This is a genomic window from Spongiimicrobium salis, from assembly GCF_043678055.1.
GTDB classification, from domain to species: domain Bacteria; phylum Bacteroidota; class Bacteroidia; order Flavobacteriales; family Flavobacteriaceae; genus Spongiimicrobium; species Spongiimicrobium salis.
Map to the genome: position 1 here is coordinate 205518 of NZ_JBHEQA010000005.1, position 16383 is coordinate 221900.

At 39.9% G+C, this 16383-nt stretch carries 11 protein-coding genes; 1 reads left to right on the forward strand and 10 read right to left on the reverse strand.

All coding sequences use genetic code 11. The features are described from left to right. Positions 1–3: 3 nt before the first annotated feature. The 6 genes from ACEXOE_RS19725 to ACEXOE_RS19750 all read right to left on the reverse strand — a co-directional run bounded on the left by ACEXOE_RS19725 (position 4) and on the right by ACEXOE_RS19750 (position 8493). Entirely contained in the window at positions 4–810 is an 807-nt protein-coding gene (locus tag ACEXOE_RS19725) for an arginase family protein (RefSeq protein ID WP_394750578.1), read from the reverse strand. A gap of 13 nt (positions 811–823) precedes the next feature. After that, positions 824–2446 (reverse strand): M1 family metallopeptidase, encoded by a 1623-nt coding sequence (locus tag ACEXOE_RS19730; RefSeq protein WP_394750579.1) that lies wholly within the window; start codon positions 2444–2446, stop codon positions 824–826. An 81-nt stretch (positions 2447–2527) separates the two neighbouring features. Further along, a complete protein-coding gene (locus tag ACEXOE_RS19735; protein ID WP_394750580.1) occupies positions 2528–3859 on the reverse strand; it encodes a M28 family peptidase in 1332 nt (443 codons plus the stop codon). Between the two features lie 63 nt (positions 3860–3922). Next, complete coding sequence (locus ACEXOE_RS19740; protein WP_394750581.1) at positions 3923–5083, reverse strand: MFS transporter; 1161 nt, start codon at positions 5081–5083, stop codon at positions 3923–3925. Between the two features lie 7 nt (positions 5084–5090). Beyond that, a complete protein-coding gene (locus ACEXOE_RS19745) occupies positions 5091–6272 on the reverse strand; it encodes a nuclear transport factor 2 family protein (RefSeq protein ID WP_394750582.1) in 1182 nt (393 codons plus the stop codon). Positions 6273–6282: 10 nt separating this feature from the next. After that, the gene (locus ACEXOE_RS19750; RefSeq protein WP_394750583.1) at positions 6283–8493 is read right to left on the reverse strand and encodes a bifunctional alpha,alpha-trehalose-phosphate synthase (UDP-forming)/trehalose-phosphatase; all 2211 of its coding nucleotides are present in this window, start codon (positions 8491–8493) and stop codon (positions 6283–6285) included. Between the two features lie 102 nt (positions 8494–8595). Between ACEXOE_RS19750 and ACEXOE_RS19755 the strand changes: the two genes are divergently transcribed. Next, complete coding sequence (locus ACEXOE_RS19755) at positions 8596–10404, forward strand: glycoside hydrolase family 15 protein (RefSeq protein WP_394750584.1); 1809 nt, start codon at positions 8596–8598, stop codon at positions 10402–10404. Here the strand turns inward: ACEXOE_RS19755 and ACEXOE_RS19760 are convergent. From ACEXOE_RS19760 to ACEXOE_RS19775, 4 genes are all read right to left on the reverse strand, one after another. Then, complete coding sequence (locus tag ACEXOE_RS19760) at positions 10401–11516, reverse strand: GNAT family N-acetyltransferase (protein WP_394750585.1); 1116 nt, start codon at positions 11514–11516, stop codon at positions 10401–10403. The two genes, ACEXOE_RS19755 and ACEXOE_RS19760, sit on opposite strands and share 4 nt — an antisense overlap. 223 nt (positions 11517–11739) lie before the next feature. After that, positions 11740–13182, reverse strand: coding sequence for a pyridoxal phosphate-dependent decarboxylase family protein (locus tag ACEXOE_RS19765; protein ID WP_394750586.1), 1443 nt, complete (start codon positions 13180–13182; stop codon positions 11740–11742). 106 nt (positions 13183–13288) lie between these two features. Further along, positions 13289–15100, reverse strand: coding sequence for an acyl-CoA dehydrogenase family protein (locus ACEXOE_RS19770; protein WP_394750587.1), 1812 nt, complete (start codon positions 15098–15100; stop codon positions 13289–13291). Positions 15101–15191: 91 nt separating this feature from the next. Next, positions 15192–16382: an acetyl-CoA C-acyltransferase gene (locus tag ACEXOE_RS19775; protein ID WP_394750588.1), complete on the reverse strand. Its 1191-nt coding sequence runs from the start codon at positions 16380–16382 to the stop codon at positions 15192–15194. Position 16383: the final 1 nt, after the last annotated feature.

The following is a 16383-nucleotide window of genomic DNA, read 5'->3' on the forward strand; positions in this document are numbered from 1 at the left end:
TACTTATTTTAATAATAGATCAATGATGCCCTGAATAGGGCCTAACTTCTCCATGTCTGTGGTAATGGATTCCAAAACACTGCTTCCTACAATGGTAAAATTACGTTGCAGTTCCTGAATACAAGCTTCTGCTTCCTTAATTTTAACGCCATGGGGAACTTGGTAGTAGGTTTTGTCATAATCCAAGGGGTCAAGACAATCGAAATCAAAATGTAGGTATAGGTGTTTTATATTTTTTTGTTGTAATAGCTGCACCAATTCAGGAATATTCACAGTTTTAGGGGCATAAATGTTTCCTTCGTCGATCCGTAGCTGTTCCGTAGCATCAATATCCCGTAACCCTACATAGTGAATCTGTGAGGCCTTTATATTGGAAAAGAGCAAATGATCCATTTTTGCCTCACCTTCTCCCAAGAGCGTTCGCAAAGGCATCCCATGAAAATTACAACTGGCAGAATCACAAGGCCGATTGATATCGGCATGGGCATCGAACCAAATGACGCCCAGTTTATCGTAGATTTTGTTAAGATAGGAAACAGGGACAATTTCTAGGCCACAATCCCCTCCTATAGTTTTGAGTGTCTTGGGTTGATGTTCCGCCAACGTATTTTTTAGACGGGTCAATTGTTCCGTGATAGCATCAAAATTGTTGATATCATACATTTTTCTGCCATTTTTTCCCGCTTCCAATGGGGAAAGCGGAACTTGGACATACTCAGGATCACCCAGATACTCCAATACTGTTTGGGCTCCAGGTTCAATATTCGTACCTGTACCAGAACCTTGCCATTGTGGAAAATAGATTTTCAAAACCTGAGCGGATTTAATTGATTTTTTTTGTTTTGACATAAAAATTGGGATCGATGATCAAAGTAGAGGTATCCCCGGGAAAAGTCTCTGTAGCCCATTCCGATGTTGGGAAAAACCATTTTTCCTTTCCTTCGATGAAAATCCGTATGGGCATATCAAAATTGGGAACAATATTGCTATAGCGATAGGTAATGGTATTGCCCTCTACTTCATATTCCAAAAGTGGAATCTTTGTCGTTCTCAAATATTGTTCAAAGAAGGCCGTCAGTTCCTTGTCGGTCTGTGTCGCTATATACGCCTCAATTTCTTCCGTAGTCACCGTTTTGTGATAAAACTGTTTGTTTAACCCGCGTAAAAGTTTCCTCCATTGATCATCACTTTCTACCCATTGTCTAAGGGTGTGCAACATATTGGCTCCTTTGTAATACATATCTCCAGAACCTCTTTGATTTACACCATAGATGCCAATGATGGGTTTGTCATTGCGAATACCAGATCGTGTGCCCCTCACATATTCCGCACCGGCTTCCTTTCCGTAGTGGTATTCCAAAAAGATACTTTCCGAATAGGCGGTAAAACTTTCATGAATCCACATGTCCGCAATATCTTTATAGGTAATATTATTGGCAAACCATTCGTGGCCGGCCTCATGGATGATAATAAAATCAAACTTTAAACCCCATCCCGTACCTGAAAGATCCCGTCCAAGATATCCGTTCATGTATTGGTTGCCATAGGTTACGGAACTCTGATGTTCCATTCCCAAATAGGGGACTTCCACCAATTTAAAACTGTCTTCATAAAAGGGATATGGACCAAACCAATGTTCAAAGGCCTTCATCATTTTTGGAGCATCTTTAAACTGTTTTTTCGCCTTTTCCAAGTTGTATTTTAATACATAATAATCCATATCCAATATTCCTTTTTCTCCCTTATAGGTTTCTTGGAACTGTACATAATCACCAATATTTACATTGACGCCATAATTGTTGATCGGGTTTTGAACAAACCAATGATAGGTGGTGGTGGTACTATTTTTTTGCACCTGCCGAAGCCTACCATTGGCAATACCCATGAGATCTTTGGGAACTTCAACACTAATGGCCATACTGTCTACTTCATCGTACATATGATCTTTATTGGGCCACCACACACTGGCACCCAAACCTTGACAGGAGGTCGCCACAAAAGGCTTTCCATTGCTATCTTTTTTCCAGGACAGACCTCCATCCCAAGGAGCGTTAACAGCTTCTTTAGGTTTCCCCGAATAGAAGATTACAATTTCATTAAAGGCCCCTTTTTTTTGCTTTTTTTGTAAACTAATAAAATGGGCATTGCCATTAGAACGTACTTTTAAATCTTTTCCATCCTGTACTACTTTAGTAATCTTCATGGGGGCTTGTAGATCTACTTGTAGTACCTTGTGTTTTTGTTTGACTTGATAGCGAATGGTGTTTTTCCCCGAGATGGTTTTAGTTTCTGGATCAACTTTAATATCCAAATGATAAAAATTTAAATCCCACCAAGCCCTTTCCGGGGTAATACTTCCCCTAAGGGTATCTTGTGCTGTAAACTGTCCATGGGATGATAATACCATTAGAAGGAATACTGGGAAAAACCGTACTATTTTTTTCATAGCCTGAGAATAACAAAGTGTTAAGGGTAAAGGGAGAGCAAGTAAGGATTTTATAGCCCAAGCTGCCCATTTGGACGATGTCTATCTAAAAATAGCGTTGGGGAAAACCACGGGACTCTCATGTCCATCTTTCCCAACAGCGGCAATACCAAAGAAGAAATTATCTATAACAATACCTTCTAGCGTAAATTCATCAACATCTCCTACATATCTGCTATGATCCCAAGTTGGGGAAGTGGTATCTCTCCAGTAAATCTTATATCCTACGGCACCGTCTACTTTAGACCATTTAAAACGTGCTGAAGGTTCTACAATACCACCAATTTTAACCTCTTTCGGAGAAGGAGGAGCCCAGGCCAAGGAGGCCATGTTGATTGCATTGACCGCCGTTAATTTTTTTGCATACCCAAAATTTACGTGTTCCAAAACATCTCCATACGCAATGCCATCTTCTACACGCACATCTTGATGCTGTTGGGTATAGTTTTCATGACTTTCCATAATACGGATACCGGCATAACCTGCATCATTGAAAGGCCGATGGTGACCTCCACGCCCAAAACGATCTAATCTATAGATCATCATAGGGTTCATTTCCGGCATATAAGTTTTGGTCGTTTTATGGACGTATCGGGCCAATTGCCTTGAAATTCCATCAACTTCACCACCATAGAAACGTCTGGCTCTCCGTTGTTGTGCGGTTTCCGTGGCAGGAACAGGCTCAGAGAAAATTCGAAAATCCCTATTGCTAATTACCCCGTCAACTCCCCGGATATTTCCAATCATATCGTTATTGAAAATTCCGATCAAATCCCAATTGCCTTCTTTCATCTGTTTTACTAGGCCTTGCCCTCCAAACAATCCTTGTTCCTCGCCAGACAATCCCAAATAAATAATACTGCTTTCAAATTTATATTTGGACAATATCCTAGCGGCCTCGATAGTACCCGCCATACCACTTGCATTGTCATTTGCCCCTGGAGCGTCTGAAGTAAAATCTGCAGCATCGCTTGCCCTAGAGTCAATATCACCACTCATAATGATATAGCGATTGGGATATTTGGTACCTCTTTGAATAGCAACAACATTTACTACCCATACATCGTGTACAATACGGGCATTGGTTCCTTTTTTTACGAGGTCTTTTTGAAAAGATACTTCAAGACAATTATTACAAGCACTTGAAATTTTCTCGAATTCCTTCTTGATCCAGCGTCGTGCTGCTCCAATTCCCCTAGTGTTGGAAACGGTGTCGCTCAACGTATGCCGCGTACCAAAATTCGCCAAGGTGGTGATATCCTTTGTAATACGTTCTTCAGATATGGCGTCGATAATATCATAAATACGCATATCCGTTTGTGCAATGAGAACGGTACTCAGGAGAAGAAAAGAAGTGGTAATTAATTTTTTCATTATTCAAATTTTTTAGTCGCCCCAATGTACGTTTATATCAAAGGATAAATTCTTAAAAAAAAGTTAAGAGCTCCTTTTAAGAAAATAATATAAACTTCCTATAGGACCCAGCGCCAAAAACAAGAAGATATACCGAATATCAATATAATCTAAAAGATAAAGCAAGAGTTGGATGCTCAAAATACTTATGGCAAAACCAATACAATTGACCAGTGTTAGTGCAGTGCCCTTTATTGCAGTAGGAGCTGTGGCCGCTACCATAGTGGAAAATTGAGGAGAATCTGCAATGACCACCATACCCCATAAACACCAAATAATGAGAAACAAAAATGATGGGAGTTCAAAAAATAAGGGGGATAACACACAGAAGAGACCGGAAACGGTCAAGGCGAAGAGGGCCACTTTTTTACTCCCAATTCGTAACGAAGTGTATCCGCCCAAGACGCAGGAAAGCGCTCCAATGGAAATAATACCACAAGTCCATAAAGGAACCGACAAGGAAGTACCGTATAAAGTATTGTATCCTTTGATCGCTAAAGGTGTGATGGCCCAAAAGGCATAAAGCTCCCACATGTGCCCAAAATAGCCGAAGGCCGCCTTTTTAAAATGAAGGTCTTTGAATAAGGTGAAGCCGGTCTTCAATTGAAGTTGACTGCTCGCTTTTCTAAAAGGGCCATTGGGTACCAAAAGCCACATGGCAAGCCCACCAGAAGCAGCAAAAGCAGAAGTGGTAAAAACTACAATAGTATAATCCTTAAAATCCAAACCACTGATAAGATAGGGAAAAGCGGTCCCCAATACTAGGGCACCCACTAAGTAACCTAAGGCTTTGCCCAGTCCCTTTTCATAATAGTCCGCCGCAATTTTCATTCCTACCGGATAGATTCCTGCTAAGAAAAATCCCGTACCAAATCGAACTATCAATAAGAGGGTAGTGCCGATCTCTTCGTATAACAAAACTAGGTTACAAAGTGCCCCTAAAAAGGCACAAATCAAAAACACTTTGGATGGGGAAAACCGATCAGCAATCATCAAAAGAGCAAAAACCAAGGTACCCACAATAAAACCCAATTGAACAGAAGATAGCACATAACCAATGATTTCAGTTCCCAAACCTGTTTTGGAAGTAAGATCATCTACAATGGCATTCCCTGCAAACCATAAGGATGTGCAGGCAAATTGTGATAATATTATCGTGGGAAGGATATGTAATTTAGGCTTCAAGAGGGATTTATTGTATAAAAGTCACAGCAATTATTTTTCCATTCGCCACTTCGTATATTGCCGTGGCACTGAAGTTATTTCCATTCATAGTGAGGTATTCTTCATCGATTACCTTATTGCCAATAACAATTCTATTTTTTATCACACAATTTAAATCAGTCACATTGGTGAAGAGACTGGAATATCCTGTTTTCATATTGGCTTTTCCTTCATAGGATAAGGTATGTGGGTAATTGTACACTTTTACATTATCACTGTAGGTTGCCAAAAATGCCTCTATATCCCTGGCATTGTAGGCATCCAATTGTTTTTGAACAATAACTTCCGGGGATTCCTCAGCCACAACGGCCAACAATTTTCCATTTTCACTAACCGCCATTCGACTGAGGCTGTACAGTTCTTTTTGATCAAATTGTTTGATCTCTTTCCAGTTGGCATCCTGCTGTGGGTTGAACTTCATGATACGATTTCCTTGTGCCATTAAAATGCTGCCATCGCCCAACCAGCATATATCCTGTACCTTTGACGGCAAGTAGATTAGTTTTTTGGTTTCACCAGAGTTCGGATCTAAAGAAAAAACAAAGGAGCGATTGTTTTCATACCCAATGAAACTTACCAAATCGGAATTGGGAATCTTATGCAATGAACGGCCTACCTTTGTGTAAACGGTTTTCTGGGTTCCTTTTTGTAGATGGGCAATCATCAGGTCCATTCCACCATTGACCAAAACCGTAAATACTAGAATATCCTTATTGTACCATACATGATAGCCTACTTTTAGGTCTTTGAGCAATTCTTTGCTTTTCCCGGTGGAGGTGTTGTACTGGTACAATCGTTGCAAGCCTGTAGTGTCTAATCTAATGGCGGAAATATGTTTGCTTTTTGGTACTCTTAAAGGAGAATATTCACTACCACCGGGCGTATCATTGATCCAGTGGAGTTTTTGGGTATCCAAATGGTATTGGGCAATGTCTGTTTGACCATTTCTAGTAGATGAAAAAGAAACCATGTCTTTATCATAAAATGATGGTTGATTGTCATAACCATCATTATTTGAAATATTTCTAGGGTTTGTAAAATCCAGACTTCCATTTTTCTCCGAAATATCTAAAAGAAAGACTTCGGTATTGGGTTGTGCCATGATGTAGACAGAAGAGAGATAGGCGCAAAGGAGGAGAACGTTTTTCATTTCGGCAGTTTTATATTCCAGCAAAATTACCCAAAACTTCACGTACGCGGGCTGTATTTTCAATATAATACTTTGCCTGGGTCTTTTGAATACCTACTTTAATAGTAATAGCTTCCTTAGGGAGTTCAGCAAACATGAACTCGTCGGTCCAATCATCCCCTATAGCAAATATAAAATCAGGTTCTTGCTCAGATAAAACGCGCATGGCAGCGCGCCCCTTATTTACGCCACTATTTTTAATTTCCAGAACCTTATTTCCGGGCAATACGCTCAGGTGGTCATTTGCTATTAAACTAGTCAGTACGGTAGTTAGTTCGGTAGCCCTTTTATTCCCAAAATCAGGATCCGTATTTCTGTAGTGCCAAGCCAGGGAATAATTCTTTTCTTCGATAAAAGTACCAGGACTGCGATCTACAAAAGATTCCAAGACGGGGCGTATTTTCTTCATCCAATCATTTTTCACCTTTTCCAGCAATCGAAAAGGGGTGCCGTTTTGGGAAATCCAAATACCGTGTTCCACGATCATATTGTATTTTTTATGGAGAAACCATCTGGAAAAAGTATCCTTGTCCCGGCCACTGATAAGATAGACTGTTGTGCCCTCTTGGGCGTTAAGTGCATCTAAAAGTGCATAGAGTTTTTCATCCGGCCCGGCTTTTTGAGGGTCATTGTGAAATTTGGCCAAGGTACCATCATAATCCAAAAAGAGAATACGGTTTTTGGCGTTGGCATATGCTTTGGTCACCGATGTTAAAATGGAGGCGTTCATCTGCCTGGAGACATTGGCCTTCTGGTTATTTTTTTGATTTTTGAGCGAAGTCATAAAGTCATTGGCCCAATTTTCCACATTGTAACGTTTTAATCGCTTTTGCATAGGGGCATTGCGATCTTTCTGTTCTTCCAAGGGCATGGTAATCGCTTTGTTGAGGGCGTCGGCGATTTGCTCAAAATTATTCGGGTTAATCAATAACGACTCGTTCATCTCATTAGCAGAACCGGCCATCTCACTTAGGATGAGCACCCCAGTTTTATCAATACGCGTAGCAATATATTCTTTGGCTACCAGGTTCATTCCATCCCGAATGGGTGTCAACCAGGCAATATCACAAGAGGTATACAGGTCAATAAGATTTTCAAAAGGCATAGAACGATAAAAATACCAAATAGGAGTCCAACTCACTGTGGACAATTCGCCATTGATACGTCCTACAAGTTCATCGATTTCCTTTTTGAGCAGCTTATATTGGGGAACATTGGACCGTGAGGGTACTGCAAGGATAATCAGACGCACTTTCTCTTTGTATTGGGGGTACTTGTTCAAAAAGTATTCAAAGGCATTTAATCTTTTGGCAATTCCCTTGGTATAATCCAATCGATCGATGGAGAGTACCAATTTACCATTAGGCGTGGATTCTTTATGAGTATTCAGTTTTCTTTGCAATTCGGATTGTTGTTCCGAAGTGTTTTTCGCATGTTCTTTGGCAGCAGAACGGAATTTTTTATAATCGATACCCATGGGGAAAGAGTCCACTTTTATCACGCGATTGTCCCTGTAAATCTCATTGAAACTTACTTCTGCCCCCAACAATCTCCGCACGGAACTTAAAAAATGACGCTCGTAATCATAGGTGTGAAATCCGATGAGGTCAGCGCCCAGAAGTCCTTCTAAAATTTCTTTTCTCCAAGGTAAGGTTCTAAAGATTTCATAAGAGGGAAAGGGGATATGTAAAAAAAAGCCGATGGAAATTTGGGGTAATTTCTCTTTCACCATCTGCGGAACCAGCATTAGTTGATAATCGTGCACCCATATAGTATCTCCTTCCTTTGCTTGGGCAATAATGGCATCGGCAAACTTTTGGTTTACGGTCTTATAGGTATTCCAATTCTCCAATTCAAATTCAGAATACTCCAAAAAATAATGGAAGAGTGGCCAAACGGTACGATTGCTAAATCCAAAATAAAAGCCGTCAACCTCTGCCTTATTCAAAGGAACCCTGGAACAATCGTACTCCGCTAAATTTTGATCAATACTTTTTTCAAGTTCTTGGGGAATCTCTTCTATGGTTAATCCGCTCCAACCTATCCATAGGCTGCTTCCTTCCGCATGTACCGATTTCATTCCTGTTGCTAATCCTCCTACACTAGGAATAGCCGTTACCTTACGATCTTGAATTTTGAGTTGAATGGGGAGTCTATTCGAGATTATGATAGTTTTGTTCATAAAATGTAAGGTTATTGGGTTTTTTAAAGTTAAATTTTCCTAAATTTCGTCAAAATAGATTGTAAAACCAACTGGATGTCAGTTTTTAAGATTTTCTGAAATATGAACAATTTAAATTATGGAATCATCGGTAATTGTAGGAGTGCCGCATTAATCTCTCAGACGGGTTCATTGGACTGGTGCTGTTTGCCGGAATTTGATTCTTCTTCTGTATTTGCTAAAATTTTAGATGAGGAAATTGGAGGGAGTTTTGAGGTCTTAGTCTCGGAGGACTATACGATAACCCAAGAATATGAGGCAAACAGCTGTATCTTGGTCACAAGGTATGCCAGCGGACCCCATATTTTTGAACTCCATGATTTTATGCCCCGTTATTACAAAGATGGTGGAGGAGGCTACCATGCGCCTCCAGAAATTGTACGTTACATCAAATACGTCTCGGGTAGTCCAGAATTTAAAGTAGCCTATAACCCTAAGCTTGAATATGCGGTGGGGGAGACCATAACCTACATAAAGAAGGATTTTATCGTAAGTCTTACCGATACCGAGAAGTTTGATACGCTGTTTTTGTATACCTCTTTTGATAAGCAGGCTATCGTTGATGGAAATACGATTCAATTAACAGAAGATGGGTACTTCCTCTTGGGATACAATGAAAAGATTTTTCAACCTACTTTACGTAAAATCTACTTGGAATTGGAGCGTACAAAGGTGTACTGGTTAAATTGGGTGGATCGCACACCTACCTATAAAATGTTCAACAAGGAGATTATTAGGAGTGCCATGACCCTAAAGTTATTAAGTTATGACAAATCTGGAGCAGTATTGGCGGCGGCAACAACCTCATTGCCCGAGACCATTGGGGAAGTACGAAATTGGGATTATCGCTTTTGTTGGATACGTGACGCCTCCATGGTCATCAAAGTAGTTTCTGAGTTGGGGCACAAGAATACGGCACGTCGTTATTTGCAATTCATTATTGATCTTATTCCCGATAAGGATGAGAAATTACAGATTATGTATGGCATCAATAAAGAGAAAAAATTAACGGAAGAAAGTCTGGACCACTTAAGTGGTTATAAAAACTCAAAGCCAGTACGTATTGGGAATGCGGCCTATAAACAGCGTCAGAATGATATTTATGGAATTTTAATGGATGTTATTTATGAGCAGTTGGCAAAATTTAGTGTTGATTTGGAAAATGGAGAAGAGCTTTGGACCATTACCAAAGGTATTGTGTGGGTTGTAGATAAACACTGGAAAGAACCCGATAAGGGAATTTGGGAATTCCGCACGGAAGAGCGGCATTTTACATTCTCCAAAGTGTTATGTTGGGTGGCCATTGATCGCGCGTTAAAAGTGGCCCATATTTTTGAAAAGACCCATAAAATTGAAAAATGGCAGACCTTGGAACAGGAGATTCGGGAAGATATTCTTGAAAATGCTTGGAATCCAGAGGTTAACGCTTTTACACAGTCTTATGGTACTATACATTTGGATGCATCTGTACTGCTTATGGAATCTTATGGCTTTATAGATCCCAAAGATCCTAAATTTGTAAGTACGGTACGGGCAATTGGGGATGAACTAAGTAATGATGGATTATTGTATCGGTATAAAAACAAGGACGATTTTGGCTTGCCTTCATCATCATTTACAATATGTACATTCTGGTATATCAATAGTCTCTTCAAAATTGGTGAAGAAGAGAAGGCCTTGGTTCAATTTAAAAAATTGTTGGGTTACAGCAATCACTTGGGACTATATAGTGAGGATATTGATTTTAAATCGAAGCGTTTGTTAGGGAATTTTCCTCAAGCGTATTCCCATTTGGCATTAATTGAATGTGCCATTAATTTTTCAAATAAAGCACAGGAAGAAGGGGTTTTGCAGTCGATGAAGGATCATTAATTTCTTCGGTATACTGGAAAGAAACTAGAATAGTTATATTTAGTGCTGTTTTGCTGGCTTAGACTGTAATAGGCTTCCAAATCTACAATGTATTTCCAAACTTTAAATTTTTTGAAGTTTTTGGAAAAGGACGATTTGAAAAAGAAGAGCGAGTCTTCTTCGCTATTGACACCACCACCAAGGTTAAAATGTTTATAGCAATCTTTAGTACCCATAATTCTTATTTCATCGATCAACAAGCGTAAAGGGGTTACCTTTAAATAGTCGTTCATGGTTCCGGATAGGTGATACTGGATAATTTCATTATTTGTCCTTATCATCATGGCGCCGGAAACTTCTTTTTTAGTGGTATTGTTTACAGCGAAAATAATTAAGGTCTCAAATTCTGAACTCTCCATTAAATCAAAGAAGTAGTCTTCAGAAAAATAGTAATCTTCTTTAGCATTTACCCTATTCATATTCTCGTAATAAAGCTCGATGAATCGTAGGATATCTGCTTTAGAATTTCCTATTCTAGTGTGATAGGATTTTCGTATTTTATTTAAATATCTCTTCGTTGTACCAGAAAAAGCTTTTCGTTGGTCTTGAAGGTCTTTGGCAAGATCAATATGGACTACATTTCCCAATTCATCAATATGCCCCATATGGTTTAGAATTGCTTCCTGATTTTTTATAAAGGGATGTAATCTAGTGAATACACTTACAATGTTTTTGACGCTGAAAAATGCATTCAAAGCCATATGGAAATCCGTAAAATCAGCGTTTTCCGGAATACCTTTAATGACAGGTCCCCCATACCCATATACCGAAGTCGCGTCATTATAAGAAGTTCCTTCAATAGGACGTATTAGCAGGGGAAGGGCAATAAGTGTACTAGGCGCATCATATACAATTAACAAGGCCTCTTCGTTATTTTTTTTTGATAGTTGGTGATAATCAAAAGTATGATAAAAATCATAAGAGTCAATACGTTTTAGTGTATCGCCCCATGCTTCTTTATCGGTTACAATCTTCAAGAAAGGAAAATCTACTATCATAGTGTTATAGCACTCGGAGTGCACGCCTTTTTTAGGGGAAGTATCACGAAATAATTGTTTTTTGTTTAAATCCATTGCGTCGTTCTTTAAAAGGCTGTACTTCCCATCGCCATCTTAAAAACATATCCAGCTGCGCAATAACGAAAAGGATATGGGGGCCGTTACTATTGCGTTTTTTCTGAAACGCATGATAACCCAATAGCATGTATGCTAAACTGCCTTTGGACTTACTTACGAGAAATGAATAGTTAGGGTTTTATTTTTTCTAAATAAAACAGGAAGATGGCCTTAGCCCGAATTATAGGATGGTACTTGTAATCTGGGCAGCAATTTTTTTTATGCGTTCCAGAAGTTTTTGCAGATGATCTTCCGTAGTAAAAGGATTCATTATTGTAATTCTCAGATAATGCGTTCCTCTCAGTTTTGTTTGAACGATATAAAATTCCCCATCATCCAATAATTGTTGTCGAATCCCTTCATTAATTTTATTTAAGGCATTGGAATCTAAATGGGGGGCACACCATCTAAAACAGACAATGTTGGACTTGGGGGCAACGGCCAACTCAAATTCATCATCTTCTTGAATGGTATTTCCAAAGGCATGACCTGCATCGTATAATGTAGTAACAAAGGTATCGAATACTCCTTCACCATAGGTTTTCAATAAGGTATACCAATGGAGGCACATCATACTCTTGGTGCATTCAAAAGTGCGTTTTCCTGAATTGTACCACTCTCTATCTGTAGATTGTTCTAGTAAGTAATCTGCTTTTTGACTAAAAGTAGTATAGGAATCCCTATCATCCTTAAAAAGTAAAGCTGTGGTAATTCCGGGCATCATCATCATTTTATGACCATCGATTACCGTAGAGTTCGATTTTTCTATTCCATGAAGTGCCTTTTTATAGATAGAAGAGAATATAGCAGCCCCGCCATGGGCAGCATCAACATGATACCATAAATTGTGTTTTTTACTGAAATCGGCAAGAGCTTCTAAATTATCATGAATTCCTGTAGCGGTTGAAGGGGCGCTGCCCACAAGGGCAAAAACGTGGATTCCATTTTTTTTTGCCTCTTCATAACAGGTCTCCAACTTAGAGGTATCAATGGTGTAATCCGCAGTCGTTGGAACTTTAATAATACCTTTTTCTCCCAACCCCATAATTTTTGCCGCACGTTCTATGCAGTAATGTGCTTCTTCACTAACCATGATACCCAAAGGTTTGGTGTGCCCTTGATTCCATACATCATGGGGTACTTTTGCCTTTCGCGCTGTTAACAGCGCCGTAAGATTGGCTAAAGTGCCACCAGAAGTTAAAAAACCACTGGAACCTGTTGTATACCCAATTCTTTTACAAATCAAATCGGTGATTATACGTTCTATGGAATTTGCCGACATGCCCATTTCATATACAGCCATTCCATTGTTAAGAAGGGCGCTCACCATTCCAGACAATAGGGTAATTGGTGCGGTAGGACTTATTTGATGTCCGATATATTTAGGATGGTGAACACTGGTAGAATGCTTTAGGACCTCTTTAAAAAGCGTTTTTTCATCACCAGATTTTGTGTAATCTTTCCAGAATTCATGCTCGAAATCGGGAAGATTCCATTGCAGTACTTTTGGAGATTTTTCCTGGATAGTAGCCTCTAGATAATCTGCTAACTCATCAATCAATTGGTGTCCTCTTTTTCTGAAATCACCAGCATCATATACCGATTCTAAAAGCTTCTTTTCCATCCCGCAAAATTATATTTTTTTGGCCTAAACGAAGGTTTTTTCCAAAAAAAAACCGTTCCCTGGGGAACGGTCATTCATTCTGCTTCATTACAAAGCTTTTTTCGAATTAGTCAAAGGTATAACCATTATCCGCAGCTACTTTATCCGCAATTTGAGTACGTAAAGCTACTACGTTTGGTTGATTGATATATTTTGTAAAACGTTTAAGTCCCATGAGCATCATCCGTTGTTCATCTCCTTCAGCAAAAGAGACAATAGCTTCTTTTCCTTTTTGAATTACCGTATCCACCGCATTGTACAAATACAATTTGGACATTGCTATTTGGGTAGTCTGCGCTTCTTCGCCAAAACGTTTTGCATTTTTCTCTGTTCGCAATATTGTTGACTCCGCCATATAGATTTCAATTAAGATATCGGAAGCGGCCATCAACAGTTGCTGATGTTTCTCCAAATCCGGGCCATATTTTTGTACCGCTGATCCAGAAACCATCAAAAATACTTTTTTTAATCTTTTTACCAAATCTTTTTCTTCTGAGAATAATTCGGAGAAATCAGGAGTGTCAAAAGAAGGGATTCCCATCAATTCTTCGCCAACTTTGGTTGCAGGCCCTAGAAGATCTACATGACCCTTCATGGCTTTTTTGATCAGCATCCCAACAGAGAGCATCCTGTTAATTTCATTGGTGCCCTCATAGATACGGGCAATACGAGAGTCTCTCCAAGCAGATTCCATAGGAGTATCTGCACTAAAGCCCATACCTCCGAAAATCTGAATGCCTTCATCGGTGGTGCCTTGACAATCTTCTGAAACCGCCACCTTTAGAATAGAGCATTCTATAGCATATTCCTCCACACCCTTTAATTCCGCTTCTTGATGCGAGTTTCCGCTTGCTTCACGTAAAGTAATCCGATCCTCAATGTTTTTTGCAGCACGATAACTTGCAGATTCCCCGGCATAGCAATTGGTGGCCATAGTGGCGACTTTAGATTTTATTGCCCCAAAATTCATAATGGGAGTCTTAAATTGAAGTCGCTCATTCGCATATTTTACCGCTTCCGTGATTACTCTTCGTTGTGCATCCAAGCAAGCAGCTGCCAATTTGATTCGTCCTACGTTAAGGGCATTCATGGCAATTTTAAAGCCATTCCCGCGCTCGGACAGCATATTTTCAACAGGCACTTTGGTTTCATTAAAGAATACTTGACGGGTGGAAGAGGAGTGGATTCCCAATTTCTTCTCCTCATCGCCAAGGGTAATTCCATTGCTGGGATCATTTTCAACGATAAAGCCTGTAATGTTCTTATCGTCCTCAATACGTGCGAATACAATGAACATATTACAGAATCCGGCATTGGAAATCCACATCTTTTGACCCGTAATATGATAGTGTTTCCCATCTTCTGAAAGAACCGCTTTTGTTTTTCCTGAATTCGCATCAGATCCCGCTCCGGGTTCCGTTAGACAATACGCACCAAACCATTCTCCAGTAGCCAATTTGGGAACGTATTTGTTTTTCTGTTCCTCATTGCCATAGAGGGTAATAGGCATGGTTCCTATTCCGGTATGGGCACCAAAAGCCGTACTAAAAGATCCTGTTGCACCTGAGATATAATCACAGACCAACATGGTGGAAACAAATCCCATTCCCAAGCCTCCGTATTGTTCGGGAACTGCAATTCCCAACAATCCCAAGGCCCCGGCATTGCGCATGGTCTGTTCCGTATAGGCGTAGTCCTTACTTTCAAACTTCTCCCAGTGGGCCCATAATTCGCGATCGACGAACTCTTTGGTACTATCGCGCATCATCCGTTGTTCTTCGGATAAATCTTCCAAGGTAAATATATCTTCACACTTCGTTTCCTTAACGAGAAACTGTCCTCCGCGTAAAATGTCTTTGTTTATTGTTTCTGTACTCATATTATTTTTATTTTTTTTCAAAAGCAAAGAATGATTCAAAAGGGGCAGTAGCCTTATAGGTTTGAAATCACTTGCAGCCGTTTGTACTCCATTAATTAAGAAATTCAAAAATCCCTGCAGCACCTTGACCAGTACCTACACACATGGTCACCATACCGTGTTTCCCTTGCATATTGCGCTTTCGCATTTCATCAAATAACTGTACCGAAAGTTTGGCTCCAGTACAGCCTAAGGGATGCCCTAAAGAAATGGCACCGCCATTTACATTGACAATGTCTTGGTTGAGGTCCAATTCGCGAATAACTGCTAGGGATTGTGAAGCAAAGGCTTCATTCAATTCTATCAATTCAATATCTTTTTGCTCCAGACCGGCCTGTTTTAAGGCTTTTGGAATAGCTTTTACAGGACCAATTCCCATAATACGAGGTTCTACCCCTGCAGCGGCATAGTTTACTAATCGTGCAATAGGTTCTATATTGAGCTCTTTCACCATTTCCTCGCTCATCACCAGTACAAAAGCGGCTCCATCGCTCATCTGGGAAGAATTCCCCGCAGTAACGCTACCTCCTGCCGCAAAAACGGGGCGTAATTTGTTCAGTACCTCTAAAGAAGTACCTTTTCTAGGACCTTCATCTTTGGTCACCGTATATTTTTTGGAAGCCTTTTTACCATTTTCATCCACATAGATCTGTTCCACATCAATGGGAACTATTTGACTTTGGAAGCGATCTTCGGCTTGCGCCTTTAACGCCTTCATATGGGAATTATAGGCAAATTCATCCTGATCTTCCCGGGATACCTTGAACTGTTGGGCCACGGCTTCAGCAGTATTTCCCATCCCCCAATAATAATCTTCATGACCTGCATTGACCAAGTCGTAGTTCAATTCTGTTTTAAAACCTGTCATGGGTACCGCACTCATACTCTCAGCGCCTCCAGCAATGATACAATCCGCCATACCTGCTTGTATTTTTGCCGTTGCAATACCTATAGTTTCAATACCGGAAGAACAAAATCTGTTTACGGTAACACCGGGAACATCTACAATGTCCAATCCCATTAAAGAAATTAAACGGGCCATGTTCAATCCTTGAGAACCCTCTGGCATGGCGTTGCCAACAATGACATCGTCAATACGGGTTTTGTCAAATTGCGGGAGTTCGTTCATCATATACTCGATAGTCTCAGCCGCTAGTTCATCCGTTCTTTTAAAGCGAAATACACCTTTTGGAGCCTTTCCTACTGCGGTTCTATATGCTTTTACTATGTATGCTGTTTTCATT

Excerpts from the sequence above, each read along its gene's own strand:
- ACEXOE_RS19770 (WP_394750587.1), bottom strand. The coding sequence starts at position 15,100 with ATGAGTACAGAAACAATAAACAAAGACATTTTACGCGGAGGACAGTTT.
- ACEXOE_RS19730 (WP_394750579.1), bottom strand. The coding sequence starts at position 2,446 with ATGAAAAAAATAGTACGGTTTTTCCCAGTATTCCTTCTAATGGTATTA.
- ACEXOE_RS19765 (WP_394750586.1), bottom strand. The coding sequence starts at position 13,182 with ATGGAAAAGAAGCTTTTAGAATCGGTATATGATGCTGGTGATTTCAGA.
- ACEXOE_RS19775 (WP_394750588.1), bottom strand. The coding sequence starts at position 16,382 with ATGAAAACAGCATACATAGTAAAAGCATATAGAACCGCAGTAGGAAAG.
- ACEXOE_RS19735 (WP_394750580.1), bottom strand. The coding sequence starts at position 3,859 with ATGAAAAAATTAATTACCACTTCTTTTCTTCTCCTGAGTACCGTTCTC.
- ACEXOE_RS19745 (WP_394750582.1), bottom strand. The coding sequence starts at position 6,272 with ATGAAAAACGTTCTCCTCCTTTGCGCCTATCTCTCTTCTGTCTACATC.
- ACEXOE_RS19750 (WP_394750583.1), bottom strand. The coding sequence starts at position 8,493 with ATGAACAAAACTATCATAATCTCGAATAGACTCCCCATTCAACTCAAA.
- ACEXOE_RS19760 (WP_394750585.1), bottom strand. The coding sequence starts at position 11,516 with ATGGATTTAAACAAAAAACAATTATTTCGTGATACTTCCCCTAAAAAA.
- ACEXOE_RS19755 (WP_394750584.1), top strand. The coding sequence starts at position 8,596 with ATGAACAATTTAAATTATGGAATCATCGGTAATTGTAGGAGTGCCGCA.